At 41.5% G+C, this 24286-nt stretch carries 30 protein-coding genes; all 30 read right to left on the bottom strand.

The annotated features are described in order from the left end of the window. Window positions 1-2: 2 nt before the first annotated feature. Window positions 3-737: an isoprenyl transferase gene (locus tag EAL2_RS06630; RefSeq protein WP_025435611.1), complete on the bottom strand. Its 735-nt coding sequence runs from the start codon at window positions 735-737 to the stop codon at window positions 3-5. 44 nt (window positions 738-781) lie between these two features. Then, on the bottom strand, window positions 782-985 hold the full coding sequence (locus EAL2_RS06635; protein WP_025435612.1) for a hypothetical protein: 204 nt from the start codon (window positions 983-985) through the stop codon (window positions 782-784). Window positions 986-991: 6 nt separating this feature from the next. Beyond that, window positions 992-1549 carry a ribosome recycling factor gene (gene frr / locus EAL2_RS06640; RefSeq protein WP_025435613.1) on the bottom strand — a complete coding sequence of 186 codons (558 nt, stop codon included), beginning with the start codon at window positions 1547-1549 and terminating at the stop codon, window positions 992-994. Between the two features lie 12 nt (window positions 1550-1561). Continuing rightward, window positions 1562-2269 carry a UMP kinase gene (pyrH, locus tag EAL2_RS06645; protein ID WP_025435614.1) on the bottom strand — a complete coding sequence of 236 codons (708 nt, stop codon included), beginning with the start codon at window positions 2267-2269 and terminating at the stop codon, window positions 1562-1564. A 92-nt stretch (window positions 2270-2361) separates the two neighbouring features. Continuing rightward, entirely contained in the window at window positions 2362-3279 is a 918-nt protein-coding gene (gene tsf, locus EAL2_RS06650) for a translation elongation factor Ts (protein ID WP_025435615.1), read from the bottom strand. A gap of 76 nt (window positions 3280-3355) precedes the next feature. Continuing rightward, window positions 3356-4084, bottom strand: coding sequence for a 30S ribosomal protein S2 (gene rpsB, locus EAL2_RS06655; RefSeq protein ID WP_025435616.1), 729 nt, complete (start codon window positions 4082-4084; stop codon window positions 3356-3358). Window positions 4085-4279: 195 nt separating this feature from the next. Beyond that, window positions 4280-5689, bottom strand: coding sequence for a DUF342 domain-containing protein (locus EAL2_RS06660; protein ID WP_025435617.1), 1410 nt, complete (start codon window positions 5687-5689; stop codon window positions 4280-4282). 13 nt (window positions 5690-5702) lie between these two features. Beyond that, window positions 5703-6437: a sigma-70 family RNA polymerase sigma factor gene (locus tag EAL2_RS06665; RefSeq protein ID WP_038601912.1), complete on the bottom strand. Its 735-nt coding sequence runs from the start codon at window positions 6435-6437 to the stop codon at window positions 5703-5705. A 14-nt stretch (window positions 6438-6451) separates the two neighbouring features. Further along, window positions 6452-6787, bottom strand: coding sequence for a hypothetical protein (locus tag EAL2_RS15645; protein ID WP_025435619.1), 336 nt, complete (start codon window positions 6785-6787; stop codon window positions 6452-6454). A 21-nt stretch (window positions 6788-6808) separates the two neighbouring features. Continuing rightward, entirely contained in the window at window positions 6809-7297 is a 489-nt protein-coding gene (locus EAL2_RS06675) for a chemotaxis protein CheD (protein WP_025435620.1), read from the bottom strand. Further along, on the bottom strand, window positions 7290-7904 hold the full coding sequence (locus EAL2_RS06680) for a chemotaxis protein CheC (RefSeq protein WP_242842458.1): 615 nt from the start codon (window positions 7902-7904) through the stop codon (window positions 7290-7292). The genes EAL2_RS06675 and EAL2_RS06680 overlap by 8 nt, the downstream gene beginning before the upstream one ends. An 8-nt stretch (window positions 7905-7912) precedes the next feature. Beyond that, window positions 7913-8341, bottom strand: coding sequence for a chemotaxis protein CheW (locus tag EAL2_RS06685; protein WP_025435622.1), 429 nt, complete (start codon window positions 8339-8341; stop codon window positions 7913-7915). Between the two features lie 22 nt (window positions 8342-8363). Further along, window positions 8364-10466 carry a chemotaxis protein CheA gene (locus EAL2_RS06690; protein WP_025435623.1) on the bottom strand — a complete coding sequence of 701 codons (2103 nt, stop codon included), beginning with the start codon at window positions 10464-10466 and terminating at the stop codon, window positions 8364-8366. A gap of 3 nt (window positions 10467-10469) precedes the next feature. Then, window positions 10470-11543, bottom strand: a complete 1074-nt coding sequence (locus EAL2_RS06695; protein WP_025435624.1) for a protein-glutamate methylesterase/protein-glutamine glutaminase — start codon at window positions 11541-11543, stop codon at window positions 10470-10472. Next, entirely contained in the window at window positions 11544-12197 is a 654-nt protein-coding gene (locus EAL2_RS06700) for a flagellar brake protein (RefSeq protein WP_025435625.1), read from the bottom strand. It abuts the gene before it with no gap. An 8-nt stretch (window positions 12198-12205) separates the two neighbouring features. Further along, complete coding sequence (locus EAL2_RS06705; RefSeq protein ID WP_025435626.1) at window positions 12206-13099, bottom strand: MinD/ParA family protein; 894 nt, start codon at window positions 13097-13099, stop codon at window positions 12206-12208. Window positions 13100-13104: 5 nt separating this feature from the next. Next, complete coding sequence (gene flhF / locus EAL2_RS06710) at window positions 13105-14280, bottom strand: flagellar biosynthesis protein FlhF (protein ID WP_025435627.1); 1176 nt, start codon at window positions 14278-14280, stop codon at window positions 13105-13107. Window positions 14281-14283: 3 nt separating this feature from the next. Then, complete coding sequence (gene flhA, locus EAL2_RS06715; protein ID WP_025435628.1) at window positions 14284-16320, bottom strand: flagellar biosynthesis protein FlhA; 2037 nt, start codon at window positions 16318-16320, stop codon at window positions 14284-14286. 13 nt (window positions 16321-16333) lie between these two features. Further along, window positions 16334-17422, bottom strand: coding sequence for a flagellar biosynthesis protein FlhB (gene flhB / locus EAL2_RS06720; RefSeq protein WP_025435629.1), 1089 nt, complete (start codon window positions 17420-17422; stop codon window positions 16334-16336). Further along, entirely contained in the window at window positions 17422-18219 is a 798-nt protein-coding gene (gene fliR / locus EAL2_RS06725; RefSeq protein WP_025435630.1) for a flagellar biosynthetic protein FliR, read from the bottom strand. Before fliR ends, flhB begins: the two co-directional genes overlap by 1 nt. 14 nt (window positions 18220-18233) lie before the next feature. Continuing rightward, window positions 18234-18503 carry a flagellar biosynthesis protein FliQ gene (fliQ, locus tag EAL2_RS06730; RefSeq protein ID WP_025435631.1) on the bottom strand — a complete coding sequence of 90 codons (270 nt, stop codon included), beginning with the start codon at window positions 18501-18503 and terminating at the stop codon, window positions 18234-18236. A 9-nt stretch (window positions 18504-18512) separates the two neighbouring features. Next, window positions 18513-19271: a flagellar type III secretion system pore protein FliP gene (gene fliP, locus EAL2_RS06735; protein WP_096325240.1), complete on the bottom strand. Its 759-nt coding sequence runs from the start codon at window positions 19269-19271 to the stop codon at window positions 18513-18515. Next, window positions 19261-19533 carry a flagellar biosynthetic protein FliO gene (locus EAL2_RS06740; protein ID WP_158408903.1) on the bottom strand — a complete coding sequence of 91 codons (273 nt, stop codon included), beginning with the start codon at window positions 19531-19533 and terminating at the stop codon, window positions 19261-19263. Before EAL2_RS06740 ends, fliP begins: the two co-directional genes overlap by 11 nt. Window positions 19534-19541: 8 nt before the next feature. Continuing rightward, on the bottom strand, window positions 19542-19904 hold the full coding sequence (locus EAL2_RS06745) for a response regulator (RefSeq protein ID WP_025435634.1): 363 nt from the start codon (window positions 19902-19904) through the stop codon (window positions 19542-19544). Between the two features lie 39 nt (window positions 19905-19943). Beyond that, a complete protein-coding gene (gene fliY, locus EAL2_RS06750; RefSeq protein ID WP_025435635.1) occupies window positions 19944-21122 on the bottom strand; it encodes a flagellar motor switch phosphatase FliY in 1179 nt (392 codons plus the stop codon). Then, window positions 21115-22110 carry a flagellar motor switch protein FliM gene (gene fliM, locus EAL2_RS06755; RefSeq protein ID WP_025435636.1) on the bottom strand — a complete coding sequence of 332 codons (996 nt, stop codon included), beginning with the start codon at window positions 22108-22110 and terminating at the stop codon, window positions 21115-21117. The genes fliY and fliM overlap by 8 nt, the downstream gene beginning before the upstream one ends. A gap of 15 nt (window positions 22111-22125) precedes the next feature. Continuing rightward, a complete protein-coding gene (locus EAL2_RS06760) occupies window positions 22126-22527 on the bottom strand; it encodes a flagellar basal body-associated FliL family protein (protein WP_025435637.1) in 402 nt (133 codons plus the stop codon). A gap of 29 nt (window positions 22528-22556) precedes the next feature. Beyond that, window positions 22557-23267: an OmpA/MotB family protein gene (locus tag EAL2_RS06765; protein WP_025435638.1), complete on the bottom strand. Its 711-nt coding sequence runs from the start codon at window positions 23265-23267 to the stop codon at window positions 22557-22559. 2 nt (window positions 23268-23269) lie between these two features. Continuing rightward, on the bottom strand, window positions 23270-24070 hold the full coding sequence (locus EAL2_RS06770) for a motility protein A (RefSeq protein ID WP_025435639.1): 801 nt from the start codon (window positions 24068-24070) through the stop codon (window positions 23270-23272). A gap of 17 nt (window positions 24071-24087) precedes the next feature. After that, window positions 24088-24285 (bottom strand): flagellar FlbD family protein, encoded by a 198-nt coding sequence (locus tag EAL2_RS06775; protein ID WP_025435640.1) that lies wholly within the window; start codon window positions 24283-24285, stop codon window positions 24088-24090. Between the last annotated feature and the right edge of the window lies 1 nt (window position 24286).

Below are 24286 nucleotides of genomic sequence, written 5' to 3' on the forward strand. Positions count from 1 at the left end.
TCCTATTTTAGGCCCCCGAATCTTCTCTCCCTGTTTTGGTAGTCGCCGACCGCCTCATAAAGATTAATTTCTTTGAAATCGGGCCAAAATATATCTGTAAAGTAAAGCTCTGCATAGGCACTCTCCCATAGGAGGAAATTGCTAAGTCGCTGTTCTCCGCCTGTCCTTATGAGAAGGTCCGGATCCGGCAAGTCCCCCGTGGATAGATATGAAGCAATCATGCCTTCATCTATATCCGCAATTCCAATAGCTCCGCTGCAGCATTCGCTTGCTATTTTGGAAACAGCATTTTTCATGTCGTTTCTGCAACCGTAGTTAAGCGCCAAAGTCAAAACAAGCTTAGCATTTTCTCTTGTCATTTCAACCGAACGTGCAAGCTCCCTTTTCGCGTCCGCTGGAAGCTCCTCAATTTCTCCTATTGTGTTAAGGCGTACTCCTTCTGCTGAAAGTCTTGGCGTTTCCTTCTTGAGATACTCTACGAGCAATTTCATCAGGAGTGTAACCTCAGTCTTTGGCCGTTTCCAATTTTCTGTCGAAAACGCATAAAGGGTGAGGTATTTGATTCCAAGATTTGTACATGCCCTTATTGCCTCTTCAATTGCCTCGACTCCTGCTCTGTGGCCGAATGTTCTTTCCATAAGCTTCTGCCTGGCCCATCTTCCATTTCCATCCATTATTATCGCCACATGATTTGGCACTTTTGCTTTTTTAAGAGTCTCTATGTTCAAATCAAGCATAGCTTACCTTTCCTTCCAAACATATTAAACGCATCCTCCAGCCCTTAAATCGGGCTGGAAAAATGCGTAATTGTTATTTCAAGTCCGCCGGATTTTGATTCAAGCACTCTTATGATTCGAGGTACAGTCAAAATGCCGGCATCCTTTTTGCCTTGTATTTCATTCACTACATAGACAATTTTATTTCCATCCAGAATCTTCTTTGCATCTTCCATTTCCATTCCCAGCAGCATTGAAGGCATGTCCAATTTATATTATACCTCCATTATTTCCTGTTCCTTCTTGTCAGAAAGTTCGTCTATAAGCTTAACATGGGCATCAGTTATCTTCTGTATCTCGTCCTGGGCTCTTTTTGATTCATCTTCAGCTATTTCGCCGTTTTTTTCCATCTTCTTGACTTTCTCATTGGCAGTTCTACGCTCGTTTCTAATTGCAACCTTGGCGTTTTCTCCTGTTTTTCCAACGAGCTTTACAAGATCTTTTCTTCTTTCTTCCGTAAGCTGCGGCACTGATATTCTTATAGTTTTGCCGTCGTTTGTAGGATTGAATCCAAGGTCGGAATTCATTATAGCCTTTTCGATATCCCTCACAGCAGTGGCATCCCATGGCTGTATAAGTATAGCCCTTGGCTCAGGCGTTGACACGCCGGCCATCTGCTTGAGCGGAGTTGGCGTTCCGTAATAGTCCACTATTATTTTGTCAAGCATCTTTGGGTTTGCCCTTCCCGCTCTTATTACAGAAAGGTCGTCCTTGAAAACAGAAATAGTTTTTTCCATTTTTTCTTTTAGTTCATTGATAAGTTCCAGGCTCATACTATTCCTCCTCTACTCTATATATGTCCCGATATCTTTACCGAGCACAACATCAATTATATTGTCAGGATTTTCGAGTCCAAACACTCTTATTGGTATTTTGTTGTCCATGCAAAGTGAAGTTGCCGTAGAATCCATTACTCCCAGCCCTTTATTCAATACGTCTATATAAGAAAGAGTCTTGAACATCTTGGCATCCTTGTTCACCATAGGATCACTGTCATAAACTCCGTCCACCTTCTTAGCCAAGAGTATTACATCCGACTCAATCTCGGCAGCTCTCAGCGCAGCTGTAGTGTCAGTAGAGAAGTATGGATTGCCTGTGCCTGCTGCAAATATTACAATCCTTCCCTTTTCAAGATGCCTCATGGCCCTTCTTCTGATGTATGGCTCTGCAATCTGCCTCATTTCTATGGCAGTCTGTACGCGTGTAGAAACGCCTATGTTTTCAAGTGCATCCTGAAGCGCAAGCGAGTTTATCACAGTAGCCAGCATTCCCATATAGTCTGCCGTTGTCCTGTCCATGCCTTCGCTTGTTCTGCCTCTCCAGAAATTGCCGCCGCCTACAACTATTGCAACCTCAACTTCCATCTCGTGAAGCTTCTTGATAGCCTGAGCGATATTCATGACTGTTTCGTTGTCTATTCCAAATCCGCTGTTGCCAGACAGAGCTTCGCCGCTTAGTTTTAACAATACCCTTTTATATATTGTATTAACCAATTAAAATCCTCTCCCAACTGTCTTTTCAATTAGTCCTTCGCTGTACAATTTTCTCTGAAAAAAGAGAACACCACAGTGTTCTCCTTTTTTAATTATTTTTTTAATTGCTTTGCTACTTCTTCAGCAAAATCTTCTGATTTTTTCTCGATTCCTTCTCCAACCTCGAATCTTACCATGTTTACTAGCTCTATAGACTTGCCCAGCTTTTTAGCTTCCGCGTCTATATATTTTGCTATAGTAACGTCTGGATTCTTAACGAATGACTGCTCGAGAACACAAACCTCGTTTATTTGCTTGTTAAGTCTTCCAACAACCATCTTTTCAACTATTTCAGCAGGTTTTCCTTCATTTAGAGCTTGCTGAGTAAGTATTTGCTTTTCATGCTCCAGGTATTCCTGATCTACATCATTTCTTGATATATATTTAGGATTCATGGCAGCTATTTGCATAGCAACGTCTTTTCCAACTTCTGCAACTTCAGCTGCTGACGCATCAGTTTTAAGCTCTACCAGAACGCCTATCTTTCCAGCGCCGTGTATGTATCCAACAGTTCTTGTTCCCTGGCCTTCGAATTTAGCAAATCTTCTTATGTTCATGTTTTCGCCTATTGTTGCTATTTTTGAGTTTAGTGTTTCCTGAACTGTTTCTGCGCTTCCTGCGAAGTTTGAAGCTAGCAGTTCTTCAACAGTTGCTACGTTTGACGAAAGTACCATTCCTGCAACATCGCTTACAAACGTCTTGAACTCGGCGTTTTTAGCAACAAAGTCAGTCTCGGAGTTTACTTCAACTATTGCAGCCTTAGTTCCATCTTCAGATATGCACATGTCTACAAGGCCCTCAGAAGCAACTCTGTCTGATTTTTTAGCGGCTTTTGCTAGTCCTTTTTCTCTTAGAAGGTCTATCGCTTTTTCCATATCTCCTTCAGTTTCCTGAAGTGCTTTTTTACAGTCCATCATACCTGCGCCAGTTTTTTCTCTAAGTTCTTTTACCATTGATGCCGAAATTTCCATGTGATCTCCTCCATATATATTATTAAAGGTAAGGGAAGAATCTCCCTTACCCGTAGTATTATCGACTTATATTTAATTATTCTTCAACCTGAACTGGAGCAACCTCTTGCTCTTCTACAGGCATCTCTTGTCTTGCAAGTATTATAGCATCAGCCATAGTAGCAGTTATAAGCTTAACAGCCCTTATAGCGTCATCATTTCCTGGTATAGGGTAATCCATCTCATCTGGATCGCAGTTAGTGTCTACTATTCCCACAACTGGAATTCCAAGTTTGTGTGCCTCTTTAACAGCTATTCTTTCTTTTCTTGGGTCAACTATGAAAATAACCGCAGGAAGCTCAGGCATGTCTTTTATACCATTCAGGTATTTTTCAAGCTTGCCTTTTTCAGCTTTTAGCTTTATAACCTCTTTCTTTGGAAGCACGGCAAAAGTTCCATCTTCTTCCATTTTATCGAGTTCTCTAAGCCTGTCTATCCTGATTTTTATTGTCTTGTGGTTTGTAAGCATTCCGCCTAGCCATCTTTCGTTGACATAGAACATGTTGCATCTTTCAGCTTCTTGCTTTATAGCCTCTTGAGCCTGCTTTTTAGTTCCTACGAAAAGAACCGGCTTTCCAGTCTCAGCAGCTTCCTTTACGAATCTGTAAGCCTCTTCTACCTTCTTAACAGTCTTTTGAAGGTCTATTATATATATTCCGTTTCTTTCTGTGAAGATGTACTTTGCCATCTTAGGGTTCCATCTTCTAGTCTGGTGTCCAAAGTGAACACCTGCTTCAAGTAGCTGTTTCATGCTGATTACTGCCATTTTGTTTCCTCCTATTTTGGTTTGTCCTCCGCCTTGCTCATTTCCCTGAAATGCCTGTCTTGGCACCTTCTCAGGAATTACAAAGCGTGCGTATTCTTTTACCTTTGATAGTATAGCACAATGCTAATGTTTTTACAATATTTTTATGTTATAAATAATCTTGCCTGTTAATACGACCGGAAAAATTTTCAAGCCCTATATTACTCTGCTTTTTATGCAGCTGTCTTCGAGATAAAACTCGCTCGACTTCATCTCGTTTCTTACGTACATCACCTGGTTGCCTATGGTAAGCCTTACTCCCGGATACACCGTATCCCTGACCTTCAGGCTGGATGCTATTATATCCTGCATCTGACTTTGAATCCTTTCTATCTCGCCATTTAGTATTTTCAGCTTGTCCGCCAGGCCATTGTATACAGAGACCGTTTTTTCAAGGAGCCGCTTCTTCTTTTCGTCCATTTCACCCCTCGAAATTGAGGTTTTGAATGCGTTAAGACTTTTGCAAATGTCGCCGAGGTTTTTCTCGACAAACTCTTTTTCATCAACATATGCCTGCAGCTTGATTTTGAGGTTTTCATCAACACCCAATTCTATTACGGTCTTTGTTCCCATGGGTGAACCGATTGTTGTAGCTGTAATCTCTTTCTTTACAAGCACCTCTCCGCCTGCCAGAAGCGCTTTTTTCCCTGTCAATTTCAAGCTTCCCATGCAACTGATGTTGCTGTGCATAACAAAATCTGCTGTGATATCGCCCTCTGCTATTATTTTCTTAGCATTTTCAACGAATCTGCATATGAGATTGCCATTTGAGTGAACGCTTGCCTTGTCATTTCCCTGTATGCCACCCTCAATTACGACATCTCCCGACGATACGAGAATTGCACCTTCCACTACACCGCGAACCAGAATGTTTCCTTCCGCCTGGACAAGAAAACCCGTCTTCACATCGCCATTCACCACCACGTCGCCGTTAAATCTTATATTGCCAGTAGAATTGTCTACGTCTTTTTCGATAATAATAGTTTTATTTACAGAAATACGGCCGTCCTTATAGTCAACGCTGCCGTCACAATCACTTATTAGCATTGAGCCATCAGGCGAAACACTTACGTTTTTTCCAACTTTATATTCAATTTTTTTGCCATCAGGCGCCGGGATTTCCTCTCCTGATATATTCATGCCGCTTTCCCCATTTGTCAGCGGCTCTTTTATAGCAAGTATGTAGCCTTTGTTTACATTTTCTATTTTGTTGAGCTCTTTAAAATCGATTCTGCCGTGGCTGTCAATTTGGGGATCCCTTTTTACACTTTCCCTGAAGTTCAGATTTATCTTTTCGTCCTTGCCGCATACCTTGTCGCGGCCACTTGCCACTTTCACCCTTGCGTTGTATGTTTTTTTCTCGGAAATCTCTTTTACAGCTTTAAAGTCAATGCCATATACAACCTTGTTTTTTTCTAAAAATCGGATTATCTCCTGTTCTTCCACGCAGCGCTGCTCGCTGCCTTGCTTGCTGATTTCAATGAATGCCTCCAGCTTATCCTTTGTTATGTCCAGTCTGAATAGCATTCCGTCGCATTCCTCTTTAATCGTAAAATAATTTGCCATGATAACCTCCTTTCTAGAAAGCTGCTTTTAACTTGATAATCGCCTTGCTGTGTATTTGCGAAATCCTGGATTCTGTGACTTTGAGCAAACAGGCAATTTCCTTGTATGCCAGCTCTCTGTTGTAATAAAGGTCAAGTACAAGTTGCTCTCTATCGTTTAGTCTTTTTATTCCCCGTTTCAAGTTTTCGAGCAGTTCCTTTTTTATCAGAGCTTCCTCAGGTGTAGCATTTGCAATATCTCGTACTTGGAGCTTGTAGCTTTCGCTTAATTCGTCTTCTAACGATATAATGTTGAAGCTGCACGTTTCAGAAAGCATTTTGTTCACATCATCGCCTGTCTTTCCAAGCTGCGATGCAATTTCATCTATCGTTGGCTCCCTGCCAAGCTCCCTTTCGAGCTTGGAGTACGCCTCCTTGAGCAGCTTCGACTTTTGCCTGACAGAACGCGGAACCCAGTCAAGGCTTCTGATCTGGTCGATTATTGCTCCTCGTATCCTTATCGTCGAGTACGTTTCAAACTTGGTATCCTTAGCGGGGTCATACCTTTCGATGGCGTCTATGAGTCCTATCACGCCGTAGCTCACAAGATCCTCATACTCAATGTTCGATGCGTAGAAATTGTAAAGTCTTGCTGCTATTATCTTCACCAGCTCTATATATCGTAGTATCAGAGTTTCCCTAAGCTCCTTGACTTTTGCCTCACATTTACAGGTCTTGTATATCTCCCACAGCTCATTCTCACCAATCATAACTTAAACCTCGGCTATTTTATATTGTTTATATCTTCGAGCCTGATTTCATCAAATAATTCTTCATCTTCCCCTGCTGGGTCTTTTAGAATATCCCTAAGCTCTTCGTCACCATTAACAGTCAAGTCAATTTCATTCCCGCATATTTTAGTATTTTCAATGCTATCTGAGAATTCCAGCCTGATCTTATTGATGAGCATGGCGCTTATGTTCAAGCACACCAGCAGCATAGCTGTGTCCGTCAAAAAATCTGTGACTGCAAAATTCCTGTTGAAGATTATAGTAATCAGAGTGTAAAGCGCCACAGTCAAATAATTCAATATTCCCAAAATGAAAAGACTGTTCTTCACTGTTTTGCTCCTTTTGTTTTTCTATATTATTTTTGTGCCCTTTCCTACGCTTCTTATTTTGAGATCTCCATTGCTGCAGCTAAACTCTATAGTTCTACCGTAGTTGCCCAGGGTATCTTCGGCAATGATTGGAATTCTAAGCTCGCCAAGCTTTTCCTTCACCGCATCCACATTCCTCTGTCCGATATTAAGGGTCGTGCCTTTAGCCGCTATGCTGAACATTTGGGCCCCACCCGCAATTTTTGCAATAATTCTGCCCTTTATAGCTCCCATTTTGACAATCTCGTAGAGCATTTCCTCAAGAGCGGTGTCTGCGAATTTTGCCTTGTTTGCGTTGTTTTTTATCTCCTTGCTCGAAGGCAGCATTATATGCGCCATGCCGCCGATTCTCTTGAATTTGTCATACAGCACAATTCCAACGCATGAACCCAGCCCAAGTGTTACAAGCACATCATCGCCGGTTCCTATCTTGTAGTCAGCCATTCCCACCTTTATATATTCGTTATTCATCTATGGGCACTCCCAGATTGCTAAAGAGCCGCTTGAAGGAATCCAGGTCTGGCATGAAATAAAGATTTCCGACTATTTCATTATCCCCTTCGAGAATCTTGTTTTCAATTAATATTATTCTGTCGCTTACCTCGCTGTATTCAATGGCCGGAACGCTCAGTATGGATGCGGCCATGTCTATACTAACAGATGGGACTGACATTTGGATGTTGAGATTTGATAGCTGTGAAATTGAATTTATATAAGAACTTGAGAGAATGTTCCCAATTTCCTGTATGGCTGACATTTCCATTTCGCTGTAAAAATCATTTTCGCTTACTCCGCCAAGAAGTATTTTTATCAGGTGGTCAGCCGACGGCTTGTCAAGCACCAGCATTATATTTCCGCTGATGTCTCCCCAAAACTTTACATATACTCCTACTATAAGCATCTCTGCGGTTTCCACCGTGTTAACAATTTTTTCCGTCTCTATAACTTCTATTACAGGTACTTCCATGTCTACTTTTTTGTTTATGATCTGAGAAAGCGCAGTAAGCGCATTACCTGCTCCTATATTGCCGACCTCTTTTAATACGTCCAGATAGTAACTATTAGCAGTTAAGTCCATAATGCTCATTACACCCCTATTATCTTATGTACATCCAATATTATTATTACACGATCAGTATCTTTTGCTATGCCTCTGACAAAACCGTCATTGAAATTGTCTGCGACTATGCTTATGTCTATATCTTCAGTTTCTATATCTTTTACTTCAGATGCTGAATCCACTATGAATCCAATCATCATCTCGTCAATTCTGTTTATTATTATTCTCTTGTCCGCAAACGAGTCTGCCATGGGAAGATTGAAACGCTCCCTGAGGTCAACCACCGGAACAATGTCCCCTCGCAGGTTTATTACGCCTTTAACATATACTTCGGCCTTTGGAACTCTCGTTATATCCATCATTTTTTCGATCGTTTCGACATGGTTTATTCCAATTCCGTAAAATTCATTCTCCAGCTTGAATATGACGTACTTGTTTGCAACAGCGCTGTCCAAATTGTATCACACTCCATATAATTTAATTGAATAGCGAATTGGTGTCTATTATTAGCGCCACACTTCCATTTCCAAGTATTGTAGCTCCTGCGACAAAGTTTATGCCTTTTAGGTACTTGCCAAGTGACTTGATTACTATCTCCTGCTGTCCTATGAGATCATCTACTATTATTCCAAGGTCTCTTTCACCTTTTTTGACCACTATGACATTTATGTCATTTTTGTCTCTTTCCCTGGCTCCGGCTTCAAGCACATCCCCCAGGTCGACAAGCGGAAGTGTCTTTCCGCGGTATAGGACTATGTCCCTGCCTTCAACGCTTCTTATCTTGTCTTTTTCTATGTTTGTGATTTCCTTTATGTTGTTGAGGGGAATAGCATACTTTTCATCACCAACCATGATCAGGAGCGCTTGAATTATTGCAAGCGTGAGCGGAAGCCTTATTATAAACTTGCTCCCCAAATTTCTTTCGGTTTCTATTTCGATTATGCCTCCGAGAGATTCAATCTTCGTCTTGACAACATCAAGCCCAACGCCTCTTCCCGATATGTCCGAAATCTTATCAGCCGTGCTAAAGCCAGGCATCAGCACAAGGCTTGCTATTTCCTTTTCATCCATGCTCTCTAGCTTCTCATGCGTTACAATCTCTTTTTCTAAGGCCTTTTGCCTGATCTTTTCAATGTCAAGGCCTGATCCATCATCGGCAACCTCTATGACTACGTTGTTTCCGTCAGGATATGCAAGCAGCTTGAGCGTACCCACCTCGGACTTGTTAAGCTTTGCTCTGATATCTGGCTTTTCGATTCCATGGTCCAAAGAGTTTCTAAGCAGGTGTATTAGCGGATCGCCTATCTCGTCTATTACCGTCCTGTCGACCTCAGTTTCCTCTCCTGACATTATCAATTCCACTTCTTTGTTTAGGCTCTTTGAAAGATCCCTTATCATTCTTGGGAATCTGTTGAAAACCCTTTCAATAGGTACCATTCGTACCTTCATCACCGCGTCATGGAGGTTTGTGGTTATTGTTTCAAGATACTCAATGGCGTCGTTTGCATTTTGATTTTTCGACCCGATCTCGATATCCTCCAGCCTCGTCTTAACGATTATGAGCTCACTGACTAGATTCATAAGGTTATCGAGTCTGTTTATATCTACTCTTACAGTTTTGCCAACCTTACCTTTTCTGTTTGATGTCTGTTCGCCCTCTTCCTGCGCCTCATCGGTCTTCGCTTCAATCTCGATTTCCTTTTGTTGCATGCTTTTTTTGCTGCTCTCGGCCTCTTTTGCTATGCTGGTTTTTTCAATGGCCTCTTCCAACATGTCAACCTCAAGCGCTTCCGGCAGAGCAGCCAGAGGCTGCTCTGCCATCTCTTCCATTGTTATATCTTCCGCAGAATATTCGCAAACCGTGGCATCCTTAACTTCCGAGATGTTTAGTATCTTGTTTCTTAGTTCATCAACTTTAATGCTTGTAACTACTATGAGTTCGAATTCCAAGTCGAATTTTTCATCCTCTATGTCTTCTGTGGGTGGATTTGAATATATTATTTCGCCGTTTTCTTCGATTGTTTTAAACACCAAAAATGCCCTGGCTGATTTGAGCATGCAGGTTTCATCCAGCATAACCTTTATTTTGTAAGATGTAAGGTTCTGAGCCTTTGCGCTCTTTATGACATTTGCTATGTATACCTCATTTTCTTTGCTTTGGCTGGACTCTGCTTCCTTAGCCTTGCTTTCCTCTTCAACAGCAAGCACATTTTCAAGCTTTTCAATCAAATCATCTATTGGCAGGCTGCCTTCTTTTCCGGTTGCTTCTATGCTTTTTATGAAGTTGTCTACCCTGTCTAGCACCTCAAACAGCAGGTCAACCATCTTTGTGTTTATGACAGCCTGGCCGCTCCTTATGTCATCGAGCAGATTCTCCATTTTGTGTGTGAGCTTAGCTGTTTTTTCAAATCCCATAGTTGCGGACATACCTTTTAGTGTGTGGGCTATTCTGAAAATCTCGTTTATTGTCTCTATGTTGGAAGGATTGCTTTCAAGCTCAAGCAGATTGGTATTCAAGTTCTCCAAATGCTCTTTGGATTCATCTAGAAATATGTCTATGTACTGATCTAGTTCAAACAAAATCTACACCCCCAGCAACTTGTTTATTTCTACTGCAATTTTATTTACAGGCAATACTCTGTCTACTACTCCAAGATTAATTGCTGCTTTTGGCATTCCAAATACTACGCATGTATCCTGGTCTTCAGCTATTGAAATGATGTTGGAGTTGTACTTCGACTTGAGCTTTTTCATTCCCTTCGCTCCATCCTGACCCATGCCTGTCATAATTACAGATATTATGCTCTTGCACCTTAACTCGCTCAGCGAGTAAAACATTGAGTCTACAGAGGGCTTGTGTCCCGAGACATTTGGCCCGTTGTCAAGTACAACCTTTATATCGATTCCTTCGTTAATGAAATTCATATGTCTATCACCGGGAGCTATATAAGCAACTCCGTTTTTTAATATCTCTCCGTCCTCTGCTTCCTTGACTCTTATCTTCGATACACCATCAAGCCTGTCGGCAAGGGATTTTGTAAATCCCGGAGGCATGTGCTGAACAACTACTATTGCCGAATTTATATCCTCATCCAGATTTGGTATCACATGCTGCAGAGCTTTGGGGCCGCCCGTTGAGGTTCCAATAGCTACGATATTTTCAACCTTCCCCCCCCTGCTTATGCGTTGCCTTGGCGCGAGCCTTTGCGCCGTACTGGCCCTTATTTTCTCAAAAACGCTTTTCTTGGCTTTTACGTCTATTACTGCCGCAGTTTTTATCTTTTGTATTATACTATTTTTGAGCTCTTCCTGGCCTTCCCTGAATATGTTCTCGGGTTTTGTTATAAAATCAACTGCGCCCATTTCAAGTGCTCTTATTGTAAGATCTGCGCCCAGCTTTGTAAGACTGCTTAACATGACAACGGGTGTGGGTTTGATTTTCATTATTTCGGAAAGTGTTTCTATGCCATTCATAACAGGCATTTCCACATCAAGTGTCACAACATCTATGTCATTTCGCAGGAGCTTTTCTATGGCTTCTTTCCCGTTGCGAGCCTTTTCAACAACCACTATTTCATTGTCACTTTGAAGTATGTCTGTTACGACTTTTCTTATAAAAGCTGAATCGTCAACAACTAACACCCTAATTAAGCTCATCTATATCAACCCTTTTTGTCTTAATATTCTCTGTTGTTTGAATATGTACTTGATTATCATGTTTCTGTCTTCTTCTGTTATCATTGTAAACTTAATTGCTGCTTCGTATTCATCTGGCAATTCGAAATTTGGAATGCTCCTTCTGAGCACCTTTCCCTTGGACAGAAATCTTTTGCCGTCAAGTGTTATTGCAAAATAGTACTCTTCACCCTCGTCAAGCCTTTTCGAAATAAAAAGCCTTATGCCTCCTCCGCTGATATCCAGCGTGTTGCCGTTTGCCACGGGATTTCTCTCCATATCATACACTTCAACTGGAAGAAGTACATTCAGCCTGTAGTAGTTTCTTCTTTGAGTCTTAATTGTCTTGTCTATCTGCCGAACCTTCATATGCGGTATAGGCGTTCTTTTGCGTTCCTCCACGACAGCCTGGAAAGAATAAGTCCCCTTGCTGTGAATCGAATAATACAATGTTACTTTCTTTCCCTCTGAAATCGGTATGAGTCTTCCCTTTTCGGTGGGCAGCGATATAAAATATACGCTTTTACATTCTGACACTTCGAGCAGCTGGCTCTTTAAAAGACGCGGATCCCCGAATTGCTGCTCAATTTCAATTTCAATTTTGTCCCCGATTTTAAAGTGGTTTTCGAAATGCATTTATTAAACTACCTCCTGCTGGATATAAAAAAAGATGCCAACCGCTGGACAAAGCCTTCACTGCTTTTTGTTTTTTCCTTGCCTGTAAGCCTGCTGCATATTTGTTCTACGTTGCGGCTGGCAGGCGAGCTCTCATATTTCAGGTAAAACGGCTCCTGCTGCTTTACGGCTCTTATTATGTTGTTGTCAGCTGATATATGCCCAATAAAGCCTAGTCCTACACCTAAAAATCTTTTTGATACAGTCTCCAGCTTTTTGAATGTTGATTCGGCTTCGAGAATGTTATCCACCTTGTTGACAACAACTCCGATTTTTTCTATGGATTCTCTCCTGAGCGTTTTTATCAGGGCATACGCATCCGCTATAGCTGTCGGTTCTGGCAGAGTAATCACTATGACTTCATCTGCAGCTTTTGCAAAAGATATTACTGACTTTGAAATTCCAGCGCCCGTATCAATAATTATATAGTCGAAATCATTCTCTAGTATGGCCAGATTCGCCAGAAGCTTGTTGAGCTTGTATACTGGCAGATTGGCCGTTTCGCTTATACCGGCTCCGCCTGATATTATTTTTATGCCAAGCGGTCCCTCCATTACAATATCTCTTATACCCATTCCACCCTCAATGACATCCATAAAATTATATTTGGGCGCACTCCCGACGAGCACTTCAATGTTGGCCAGGCCAAGATCCGCATCTATTATCAGCGTTTTAAAACCTCTTGTTTTGATTGCAAGCGCCAGATTAAGCGTCAGATTTGTCTTTCCGACTCCGCCTTTTCCGCTTGTAACACATATTACCCTTGCTCTTTCCAAGCTGGCATCGCCATCATTTTGAGTGCTAACTTCATATGTGCTTCCTTTTTTTATTACGGCACTTCTAAGTTTCGAGGCTTGATCCATAGGCGTTACTCCTTTAGAACCTTTTCTATAAATTCTGACACATTCAGACTTGATATATCGTCGGGTACATTCTGCCCGAAGGTTATATGCGATATCTTCTTTTTATATTTGTGCAAAACATTCATTACGACAGCTTGCTTCGAGGTTTCATCAAGCTTTGTTATTATTATGTTGAAATCGTCAATAAAGTTGTATTCATCGACTATGTCATTAATGTCTTCTATGTTGTAATTTGCGCTTATTACAAGAAATATTTCTTTCTCTGGAATAGAATCCAAAAACCTTCTTATCTCCTTCATGTGCATCTTGTTCCTATGGCTTCTGCCAGCTGTGTCTACTAGTATGACATCAGATTCTGAAAGATTTTCTATACTTTCCCTTATGGAGTTTGTATTGTAGGCTACCTCTATTGGCATATTCAGTATCTCTGAATATATCTTGAGCTGCTCTACAGCCGCTATCCTGTAAGTGTCGAGAGTTATGAATCCAACTTTCTTATTTTCGTTGAGCACGCAGCTGGAAGCAAGCTTTGCCAGCGTGGTCGTCTTTCCAACTCCGGTCGGTCCTATGAACACATTTATTTTGTTCTTGAATTCAAATGCTTCGTATTCCGAGTCCAGCTCGCCTTGCAAATAGGCCCTGAACAGCTGCTTGAAATTGTCCACGGTTATTTCATTTTTTTCAGATACTGTTTGTATGAATTTGTCTATTAATTCCTGTGAAAACCCCTTCTTTTTAAGACTCGCTGTAATCTCGCCCTTGAGAGTCTTTGCAGTGGGATCTCCTGATCCACCTATGGGTGCATTGCCGCTTAAGGTCTTCTTTATCTGTTCAACCATATCCTTGATATTGCTGACTTCATTTTCTATGCTGCTGTAATCCTTTTTGGGACTGCTGTCTTCGTCAGCGTTTTCAAAAATTCTGCTCCTGAAATCAGCGCCGCCTGCAGCAGCCATGACGCTTTCTTGTTTTGAATCCCTAGGTTTTGATGCTTTTTGTTTGGATTCCTGTTTTCCGTCATGAGCCGCGAGTATTTCCACTTTTTCTTTTTCCCAGAATTTAAAAATATTGCTGTTTTTTATGCGTTTTGTATGAAGAATCACTGCATTATCGCCGAGCTCATTTTTAACCAGGTTCATGGCTTCTGTAACGTTCTTTCCAAGAAATCTTTTTATCATCATGCCTTATATGCTCACCATCCCGATTGACTGGATTTTCACCTTAGGGTCTATTTCATTGTATGAAACGACATAAATATCCGAGCTTATCTGTTCCACAAATTTTTTTATATAAAATCTTACTATCGGAGCTGTCAGTATTACAGGGTTTTCACCGATGGCTATCGCTTTCTCAATCTCGCCACTAAGCTTGCTTATGAAACTGGATGAAATTTCCGGATCGAGAGCCAGATATGTCCCTGTCTCTGTGTTTTGAAGCGATTCCATCACGACTTTTTCCAGCTTCGGACTTATCGTTATAGCTTTCAGTGAGGCCGAGCCCGCGGTGAACTGCTTCGTAATCGACCTGAACAGAGACTGTCTGACATACTCAGTAAGTATGTCGGTATCTTTCGTTACAGTTCCGTAGTCAGCAAGCGTTTCAAATATCGTCACAAGATCTCTTACTGATATGCCTTCCCTCAGAAGATTTGAAAGCACCTTTTGAATGTCGCCAAGCGAAAGCAGCGAAGGTGTGAGCTCGTCAACAAGCGCAGGATAGTTTTCCTTCACAGACTCAATCAACACCTTTGTCTCCTGCCTTCCAAGCAATTCGTGCGAATACCTCTTTATCACTTCAGTCAAATGAGTTGAAATTATAGAAGGAGGGTCGACTACCGTGTAACCCAGTATTTCTGCCCTTTCTCTCTCTTTTTCATCTATCCACTTGGCCTTGAGTCCAAATGCAGGTTCAACAGTATCGATTCCCTTTATCTCTCCGTCCGCTCCCCCCGGATTCATGGCAAGATAGTGGTCAAACAGTATTTCCCCCCTTGCCGCTTCAACACCTTTTATCTTTACTAGATACTCATTCGCCTCGAGCTGTATGTTGTCTCTTAGCCTTATCATAGGGACTATTATGCCCTGCTCGAGGGCGCACTGCCTTCTTATCATAACGAGCCTGTCAAAAAGATCTCCACCCTGGGATTTGTCCGCCAGCGGAATTATTCCATAGCCGAACTCCAGCTCGATAGGATCCACCTGAAGAAGTGGCAAAACATTCTCCGGCCTTCTTATATCTTCAACTTCGCTTTCTTCAGCCGACAATTCCTTCTCAGGCCTCTGCATGTCCTTTTGTTCCTGCTTCCTTAGGCCAAGCCCTATGAATAAAAATGTCACCGACAAGATGAAATAAGGCAGGAAAGGGAGCTTTGTAAAGGCGAGGGCAAAAAGCACTCCCGAAATTATGAACATCGCCTTTGGGTGCCTTATCATCTGGTCCATTACGTCCTGGCCCAGATCCGAATCGGACGCCGCCCTTGTAACAACTATGCCGGTTGCTGTAGATATAAGCAGCGCCGGAATCTGCGAGAGTAGTCCGTCGCCCACTGAGAGCATTGCATACTTGGCTATCGACTCGGCAAATGGCAGTTTTTCGACAAGCATACCCACTACAAATCCTGCAGACAGGTTCACTGCTGCAATTATAATACTGGCAATGGCATCTCCCTTTACAAATTTGGAAGCTCCGTCCATTGCGCCATAAAAGTTGGCTTCGTCCTGTATCTTCTTTCTTCGCTCCCTGGCCTGCACCTCGTCAATGAGGCCTGAATTCAGGTCTGCATCAATGGCCATTTGTTTTCCTGGCATTGCATCGAGTGTGAATCTGGCTCCAACCTCTGAAACCCTCTCCGCACCTTTTGTTATGACCATGAACTGAACTATTACTATTATCACAAATACTATGAATCCCACAAAAGCATTCCCTTGCATTACAAAGCTTCCAAAGGCTTCTATCACATCGCCTGCATATCCTGCTCCGAGTATTCCCCTTGTGGTCGATATGTTAAGCGCAAGCCTGAACATTGTGGTTATAAGAAGTATTGAAGGAAATATTGAAAATTCCAAGGCTTCCTTGTTGTACATGGCTATTAGAAGTATTAGCAGTGAAATTGAAACATTGAGGCTTAAGAGGATGTCAAGCAGCACAGGAGGCACAGGTATTATTATCATGAGCACAATGCCTATGACGCCCAGTGTTACAAATATTCCTGAAGATCTCATCCAATCTCTCCAATCAAATTTTCTTATGCTTGTATCTGTCTTTTGAATACACATATGCCAGAATTTGAGCTACCGCGTCATAAAGTTCCGGCGGAATAATGTCTCCGATGTTCAGCTTTGAATAGAGCTCCCTTGCCAGCGGCTTATTTTCAACCATAGGCACTTCGCTTGCTGCGGCCCTCTCCCGTATCTTCAGAGCGATCAAATTCTTACCCTTTGCTATAATAAAAGGGGCCTCATTTGCATTTTCATCGTATTTTAATGCGACTGCATAGTGCGTAGGGTTTGTTATAATCACATCAGCCTTAGACACATCCTCCATCATTCTGCGCATTGCAAACTGCCTTTGTTTTTCTTTTATCTTGGATTTAATCTCCGGATTACCCTCCATCTGCTTATACTCTTCTTTTATCTCCTGCTTTGACATTTTAAGCTGCTTTTCATGCTGATAGCGCTGAAAAAAATAATCGAATACTGCCAAGGCAATGAGTATGCCAGCGAGCACAAGCCCTAGGTTTATGGCTGAATCATACAAAATATATGAAAATTGATATTTATTAAGCTGGTATGTTTTGATATAAAGACCCATATTTGATTTGATGTATATGGTTGATACTATGGAAAGCACGGCAAGCTTTGCCAGTGATTTTACAACTTCAAATGCCGATCTTGCGGAAAACAGCCTCTTTATTCCTTCAAGAGGATTGAGCCTGTCTATTTTAAATTTCAGGGTCTCGGCAGTAAATACATTGCCTACCTGAGAATAACTGCTTGCGAATGCACTCACATAGTTAGCAAGCACTATGACCGCAGATGCCTTCACCAGAAAAATCATGCTCGTATAGAGAATTTTAAAAGCCATGTCTGTGTCTATTTCTTCATTGAACAGCTGCCCATAAAACGGTATAGGCTCAGCTATGCTTGTCAGTATGGCCTTGCCTCCAAGCTTCAAAATCAGCATTGAAATTATAAGGGTCACTGCCGAGTTTACCTCCCGGCTTTGGAATACCTGGCCTTTTTGTCTCGCATCCTGACGTTTTTTGGGCGTAGCCTTTTCTGTCTTTTCGCCCGAGAAGAGCTGCAAATCAATATTCAAATACATCAGCTTCCTTTTATAAGCCTGAAAAGCTGATTTTCAAAATTGAAAATAGCTTTAAGTATGTCTGCAATTATTGAATCATACTGCATAATGACAAAATAAATCATTATTATTCCAACAAAAATCTTAAGCGGCATTCCCACCACAAAGACGTTCATCTGCGGCATAGTTCTTGCAAGTATTCCAAGGACGACGTTCACAATAAACATTGCAATCACAACAGGTATGGCGATCTTGACTGCATACAGGAACATATCGTCAATGAGAGCTATTATAAAGCCCAGATACTCAAGCCTGAAATTAAGATTCAGACTAATCGGCAATATTTTAAAACTGCCGGATACAAGCCTTAGCAGCTGGTGATGGGCATCTATTGCCAGATATGCGAGTGCTGCAAATATGAACATGAAGTTACCGCTTATAGACATGTCATAGCCGCTGTATGGATCAACAACTCTTGCTATTGCAAAACCAACATCAGTATCCACTATACCGCCTGCTACCATAAATACTGCAAAAAAAAGATTCACTATATATCCTATTATGAGTCCTACTATGAACTCCTTAACAGCAATAATGCATACGTAAAAAAAACCTGCAGTCCTTATGTTCTCAACCTCGGCTAAATCCAAAGTTGTAAGAATCAGGAATGAAATTGCAAGCGAAAGTGCCAATTTGAAAATATTCGGAAGATTGTTTCTTCCGAATATGGGGTCTGCCACAAAATATCCCGCAATTCTTGAAAAAACAAGAAGCAAGACATTCAAGTGGGCAATAAAATAATCCAATGTGTATTCCATATGAATCCTGCCAGTTATTTTATATATTTGTCCATATTTAGAAACAGATTCTGAGTAAAGCTTACAGCTGTGTTCATAAGCCACGGCCCGAACACAACAACAGAAGCCAACACCACAACTATCTTAGGTACAAATGCAAGAGTGGCCTCTTGAATTTGCGTTGCCGCCTGGAATATACTCACAACAAGCCCGACTAGCAAGCCAAGCACCAGCATCGGTGCGGAAAGAAGCAGTATCATCGTCAGAGTCTGCTGCCCCAGATTTATTGCCATATTTATATCCATATAATTCTCCTACTTGAATCCCATGACAATAGACTTTATGACCAGATTCCATCCGTCGGCAAGTATGAAAAGCAGCAGCTTAAATGGCAACGAAATCATTACCGGAGGCAGCATCATCATTCCCATGGACATCAGTGTACTTGCAACTACCATATCTACAATCAGAAAAGGTATGAAGAGTATAAAACCCATCTGGAATCCTGATTTAAGCTCGCTTATCATAAAAGCAGGAAGGAGCACTCTGTTTGGAATGTCTTCTACCCCTTTTATGTCACCCGATTTCAAGCCTGCCATTTCAGAAAAAAGTACAATGTCTTTTTCCCGGGTCTGCTTCAGCATGAAATCTCTTAGCGGATCCATACCTTTTGAAAAAGCCACCTGCTGCGTTATCTGCCCGTCAACATACGGCTTGAGGGCCTGTTCGTAAACCTTCTCGCCGGTAGGCGCCATTATGAAGAATGTTATGAACAGCGAAAGCCCCAAAATCACCTGTCCTGGAAGATTTTGCTGGACGCCTATGGCGCTTTTTAAAAAAGAAAGTATTATTATTACTCTTGTAAAAGAGGTCATCATTATTATTATGGTTGGCAAAAGCGAGAGTACTGTAAATATTAAGATTATCTCGATAGAACTCGAAAATGCCCTTGGATCGTCCGTACCTCCTATTTCGAGAGAAACATTCGGATATTGTGTCTCTCCAAATGCAATTCCAGATAAAAATCCCACAAATGCCAAGGCGCAGATTATTATATTCAGTTTATTCTTCATTGTAACCATCCCTGAGCGGCAGCGAATCAATAGTGCTTATAGAATTGCCGCTTACTCCTACTATGTACTCCTTGTCCTTATACGACAATACTACAATCTCCTTGTCGCGCGACATGAAAACTCGTTCTTTTATCTTTAGAGATTTTCCTTCAAATGCCTGAATTCTTTTTTGAGCTACAAACTTTGAAGTGAAGTGGGCCATCAAAAGTATAAGCGCAAATACAGCCAGATATCCTATGCCTTTGATTATGGCAAAAAACACATCCAACTCTACTCAAGCACCTTTCTGACGGATTCAAGTATCCTATCGGCCTGGAAAGGTTTTACAATAAAATCTCTTGCGCCCGACTGTATGGCTTCTATAACCATGGCCTGCTGACCCATTGCTGAACACATTATGATTTTCGCATCCTTGTCTAGTGCCTTTATCTCCTTGACTGCCTGAATGCCATCCATCTCAGGCATTGTTATGTCCATAATTACAAGTTCAGGTGCAAGCTCCTTGAACTTTTCAATAGCCTTTAGTCCGTTTTCCGCCTCACCTACTATGTCATATCCATTTTTTGTCAGTATGTCTTTTATCATCATTCGCATAAATGCAGCATCGTCAACTAACAGTATCCTTTTTCCCATATTGTTGTTATCCTCCTTTTATTATCTAAGCTTGAATAATTATATGCTTCTTAATCGTTTATCAGGCTTGATGATATCGGTTATGCGAATACCGTAATTTTCATCAATAACCACAACCTCACCCTTTGCTATTCTTTTGCCATTTACAAGGACATCGAGCGGCTCTCCGACAAGCTTTTCCAGTTCTATTACTGTTCCTGGTCCAAAAGCAAGTATTTCGTCTATGCTTCTTGCCGTCCTGCCCAGCTCTACAGTTACCTTCAAAAATACATCTTTTATTATTTCTATGTTTTCAGGCAACTCTGTCTTATAAATATCCTGTTCGTCAAAAGACTCAAATTTTGCAGGATTTATATTGATATGATTTTCATTGGCACGAAGCTCAGTATTTTTGTGCCCTATTGCTGCGCTTTGGGCGTGATGCGCCTGTTCTTCGTGCTCTACCCTGTCAGACTGTCTTTGTGAATCTGCACTGGCAGTATGTGCGCCATCAAGAGTATTATACTGAGGCTCGTCAAATGCCGATGAGTCCTCAGACTCTTGGCTCTCACTGCCATATAACATATTATTGATTAAATCCCTTGCAAAGTCAATAGGCATAAGCTGCATTATATTGCTGTCGATAAGGTCCTCTATTGTCATTTTGAAAAGCACTCTGACATAGTCACAAGATTTATCTATACCACTCATTTCAATGCTGTTATCCATCAAATTGACTTTGAAAACTTCAGGAGGGTTTATGTCTATCCTTTTGCCAATCATCTCGGAAAGAGACGTTGAAGACGAACCTACCATCTGATTCATAGCTTCGCTTATTGCACTCAGATGTATATCGTTTAGTTCCTCAAGCAATCCTGATTTTCCATCCCCGCCCATCATGAGCGAAGCAATCACCTTTACGTCATCTTCTTTGAGTATTAGCATGTTCATGCCGTTAAGTCCTTCTTTGTAACCCACTCTGACTATGACATACGGTACCGGCTGCTCCTCGGCCATCTTATCAATGGATATAACGTCAACACTTGGCGTTGTTATGGAAACTCTTTTCCCTAAAATTGTAGAGAGTGTTGTTGCAGAGTTACCCATGTTGATATTCCCTATCTCGCCAATTGCATCCTTTTCATACTCATCCAATTCTAAACCGCCGCTTGGAGTTTCATCTGCCGATGCCCCTTTCAAAAGGGCGTCGATTTCGTCCTGCGAAAGCAAATCATTCATCATATTCATTATCACCCTCTTCAATTACTTGTGTTATCTTGACAGCTAGATTCTTATTCCGGGCTCCGGGTTTTCCGAAATATTTGATTTTTTCGCCAACCATTACCGTAAGTTCATCGCTTGTTCTCGATGCGAGCTTTATTACATCACCTTCTTGCAGCGTCAAAAACTCCCCTACCGTTATATTGGCTTCTCCAACATGACACGAAATTTCTATTTCAGCCCTTTTGAGCCTCTCCTTGAGTATATGCTCCTGCTCTTGTGTAATCTTTTTAGTATTGTTTGTAAACCACAGCTTCGTGCTTAGCTTTGGAAGTATAGGCTCTATCAGCAGATGGGGCATGCACACATTTATAAGGCCTTCAACATCTCCTATATTGACTTTGATTGTTATAAGCGCAACAGTTTCATTCGGTGAGACTATCTGTGCAAACTGTGAATTGGTTTCAATCTTATTTAGCTTGGGATTGAGTTCAATTACATTCTCCCATGGATCTACAAACAGCTTTGTTATTTGCGAAACTATTTTTTTCAATATTGTAAGTTCTATTTCAGTGAAATTCCTGCTTCCCGCATCGAACTTGCCATCTCCTCCAAGTATCCTGTCTATTATCGTAAAGCATAGTCTGTTTGACATTTCAAGAATCATTTCACCTGGAAGCGGTGAAAAGTCAATTATCGCAAGCATAGCTGGATTCGATATCGAATTGCAAAATTCATAGTAGGAAAGTTCTTCTACCGACAAGATCTCCATTTGAACATACGTTCTTAGCGTTCCCGAAAAATAAGTATTGAGCAGGCGTGTGAAGTTGTCATACATCATTTGAAGCGTTCTGAGCTGATCCTTTGCCAGTTTTTTGGGTATCTTGAAATCGTATTTTTTTACCTTTCGTTCATTTTCCTCTTTAATTTCTTTGACGTCAACCTCTCCTGCATTCAATGCCTCCAAAAGAGAGTCTATTTCATTTTGCGAAAGAATTTCTGACAACTGCTGCACCTCTCTTTATTGAACAATGTAATCCGTAAAATATATATTTTCAATGGAATCGATGCCGACCCTTGTTTTTATCTTATCTATAATATCTTTTTTTATGCCGTTCATGCCGTCCGGACTAACCATGTCTTCGGGTTTTTGCTGAATTATTGTTTCAAGAATTATATCTCTCAATATTGCATTTTTTTCAGCAAGTACAGTTTCGGCTTTTTTGTCAGTTGACTCGATTATTATGTTGCCTTTGAAAAAATTCTTTGTTCCGCCTATGTTTGTCGAAAACACTCCCATGTCGTAATTATATGTTTTTATCTGCTTGGCTTCCGTTTTGCCTGAAAAAAGAAAAAATGCCACTGCAAAACCTATTGCCAGCACAGCCACCCCTGCAATCGAGTATATAACTATTTTTTTCATTTTTTTGAGCCTTTCCCCCCATTCAGAAATTATTGTAGTCCGTCCTTCAAAATAAGTATGTCCACACGCCTGTTCTTAGCCTTGTTTTCAAACGAATCATTCGTTGTTACAGGGTGATATTCGCTGTAGCCTGCAGCAGAAAGCCTTTCCGGCATGACACTGTTTTGCTCGATCATGAACCTTACAACGTTGCAGGCTCTAGATACAGAGAGCTCCCAGTTTGAGGGGTATTTTGAATTGTATATTGGCACATTGTCTGTATGTCCTTCTACCCTGATTTTTTTTTCACCGAAATCCTTGCCATTGAGCAGGCTGCATATATAGCTGAGCGTGTCCATGGCCTGAGGCTTGAGATCAGCCTTTCCCGAGTCAAAGAGCACGTTTTCATTAAATCTGAGTATGAGGCCGTTGTTTCCATTAATAATGTTGACACTTTCACCAAGACCATTTTGATTCAGATAATCTTCGATTTCCTGTGACAAGTGTTCGTATATTCCTTTTGAGTCTATATCTATATCTGCTCCGTCCGTTGTCAAAGGAATCTCGCTAAGCGTCTTGCCGCCTTCAAGTATCCCCAGGGAGCCTTGAAACGATTTCATCATCGAGTCGAATTTTTGAGCGTCAACAGATGAAAATGAAAACATGAGTATGAAAAAGGTCAAAAGCAGCGTAACCATGTCCGAGTATGTTGTCATCCACTCAGGCGCGCCTGCTGGCGCCTGCTGTTTTTTCTTTCTCATTATTATGCTTCACCTTCCCTTAGATTGGCTGCTACATCACCCGAAAGCTCCTGTCTCCTTTTCGACGGCGGTATGAATGCTTTAAGCTTTTCTCCGATTATCCTTGGATTCTCACCTGCCTGTATCGACAGCAAACCCTCAAGGATTATTTGTTTTTCAAGAATCTCCTCATCGCTCTTGATTTTCAGTTTTTTTGCTAGTGGCAAAAATACAAGGTTGGCCAGCAGCGAACCGTAAAAGGTAGTTATGAGAGCTATCGCCATTGACGGTCCTATCGTGTCCGGATTGTCAAGCGTTGCCAGCATGTTTATAAGGCCTATGAGAGTACCTATCATACCAAACGCTGGAGCATAGGCACCCATAGCTTCAAAGAGTCCCTGGCCGCTGCCGTGCCTTTCCGAGATGAAGTCAAGCTCAGTCTCCAGGAGGTTTTTTACAAGTTCCGGATCGGTTCCATCCACAACAAGCATAATCCCCTTTTTCATAAAATCGTCGTTAATATTCTCAGATGCTTCCTCTAAGGAGAGCAGTCCTTCCTTCCTCGCCTTGTTTGCAAGCTCGTTTATGCCGTCAATTACAATATTCAAATCACTGCTCTTGCTCTGGAATGCCTTTTTTGTAATACTTATTATTTCAAGGAATTTCGGGAGAGGGTATGCTACAAGTGTTGCTGCCACTGTTCCACCCATGACAACCACCACAGACGGGATATTGATAAACCCCATGACATCTCCACTTGTAGCAATGGAAATCACTATGAGAACAATTCCTCCTACAACCCCTATGATGCTAGCTAAATCCACACGTCACACCTCTTTTCCTATTCGTTAGAACCAAATTGATATATGCTTTTTTTGAAGAGAAGTACTCTGCCAATTACTTCATCGACACTTTCCTTCACAACGAACCTGTGGCCGTTTGTGAGGGTAATTACCGTATCCGGGGTGTGCTCCACATGTTCTATGAGGTCGCAGTTAATTACAAATTCTTCTCCGTTGAATCGTGTGACTTTTATCATG

Origin of the sequence: Peptoclostridium acidaminophilum DSM 3953 (assembly GCF_000597865.1) — a bacterium.
GTDB lineage: Bacteria > Bacillota > Clostridia > Peptostreptococcales > Peptostreptococcaceae > Peptoclostridium_A > Peptoclostridium_A acidaminophilum.

Bases quoted from the DNA above. Each gene is read 5' to 3' on its own strand.
- EAL2_RS06630 (WP_025435611.1), bottom strand. From the start codon at position 737: ATGCTTGATTTGAACATAGAGACTCTTAAAAAAGCAAAAGTGCCAAAT.
- frr (WP_025435613.1), bottom strand. From the start codon at position 1,549: ATGAGCCTGGAACTTATCAATGAACTAAAAGAAAAAATGGAAAAAACT.
- tsf (WP_025435615.1), bottom strand. From the start codon at position 3,279: ATGGAAATTTCGGCATCAATGGTAAAAGAACTTAGAGAAAAAACTGGC.
- rpsB (WP_025435616.1), bottom strand. From the start codon at position 4,084: ATGGCAGTAATCAGCATGAAACAGCTACTTGAAGCAGGTGTTCACTTT.
- EAL2_RS06660 (WP_025435617.1), bottom strand. From the start codon at position 5,689: ATGGCAAATTATTTTACGATTAAAGAGGAATGCGACGGAATGCTATTC.
- EAL2_RS06665 (WP_038601912.1), bottom strand. From the start codon at position 6,437: ATGATTGGTGAGAATGAGCTGTGGGAGATATACAAGACCTGTAAATGT.
- EAL2_RS06675 (WP_025435620.1), bottom strand. From the start codon at position 7,297: ATGAATAACGAATATATAAAGGTGGGAATGGCTGACTACAAGATAGGA.
- EAL2_RS06680 (WP_242842458.1), bottom strand. From the start codon at position 7,904: ATGGACTTAACTGCTAATAGTTACTATCTGGACGTATTAAAAGAGGTC.
- EAL2_RS06695 (WP_025435624.1), bottom strand. From the start codon at position 11,543: ATGAGCTTAATTAGGGTGTTAGTTGTTGACGATTCAGCTTTTATAAGA.
- EAL2_RS06700 (WP_025435625.1), bottom strand. From the start codon at position 12,197: ATGCATTTCGAAAACCACTTTAAAATCGGGGACAAAATTGAAATTGAA.
- EAL2_RS06705 (WP_025435626.1), bottom strand. From the start codon at position 13,099: ATGGATCAAGCCTCGAAACTTAGAAGTGCCGTAATAAAAAAAGGAAGC.
- flhF (WP_025435627.1), bottom strand. From the start codon at position 14,280: ATGATGATAAAAAGATTTCTTGGAAAGAACGTTACAGAAGCCATGAAC.
- flhA (WP_025435628.1), bottom strand. From the start codon at position 16,320: ATGAGATCTTCAGGAATATTTGTAACACTGGGCGTCATAGGCATTGTG.
- flhB (WP_025435629.1), bottom strand. From the start codon at position 17,422: ATGTATTTGAATATTGATTTGCAGCTCTTCTCGGGCGAAAAGACAGAA.
- fliR (WP_025435630.1), bottom strand. From the start codon at position 18,219: ATGGAATACACATTGGATTATTTTATTGCCCACTTGAATGTCTTGCTT.
- fliQ (WP_025435631.1), bottom strand. From the start codon at position 18,503: ATGGATATAAATATGGCAATAAATCTGGGGCAGCAGACTCTGACGATG.
- fliP (WP_096325240.1), bottom strand. From the start codon at position 19,271: ATGAAGAATAAACTGAATATAATAATCTGCGCCTTGGCATTTGTGGGA.
- EAL2_RS06745 (WP_025435634.1), bottom strand. From the start codon at position 19,904: ATGGGAAAAAGGATACTGTTAGTTGACGATGCTGCATTTATGCGAATG.
- fliY (WP_025435635.1), bottom strand. From the start codon at position 21,122: ATGAATGATTTGCTTTCGCAGGACGAAATCGACGCCCTTTTGAAAGGG.
- EAL2_RS06760 (WP_025435637.1), bottom strand. From the start codon at position 22,527: ATGAAAAAAATAGTTATATACTCGATTGCAGGGGTGGCTGTGCTGGCA.
- EAL2_RS06765 (WP_025435638.1), bottom strand. From the start codon at position 23,267: ATGAGAAAGAAAAAACAGCAGGCGCCAGCAGGCGCGCCTGAGTGGATG.
- EAL2_RS06775 (WP_025435640.1), bottom strand. From the start codon at position 24,285: ATGATAAAAGTCACACGATTCAACGGAGAAGAATTTGTAATTAACTGC.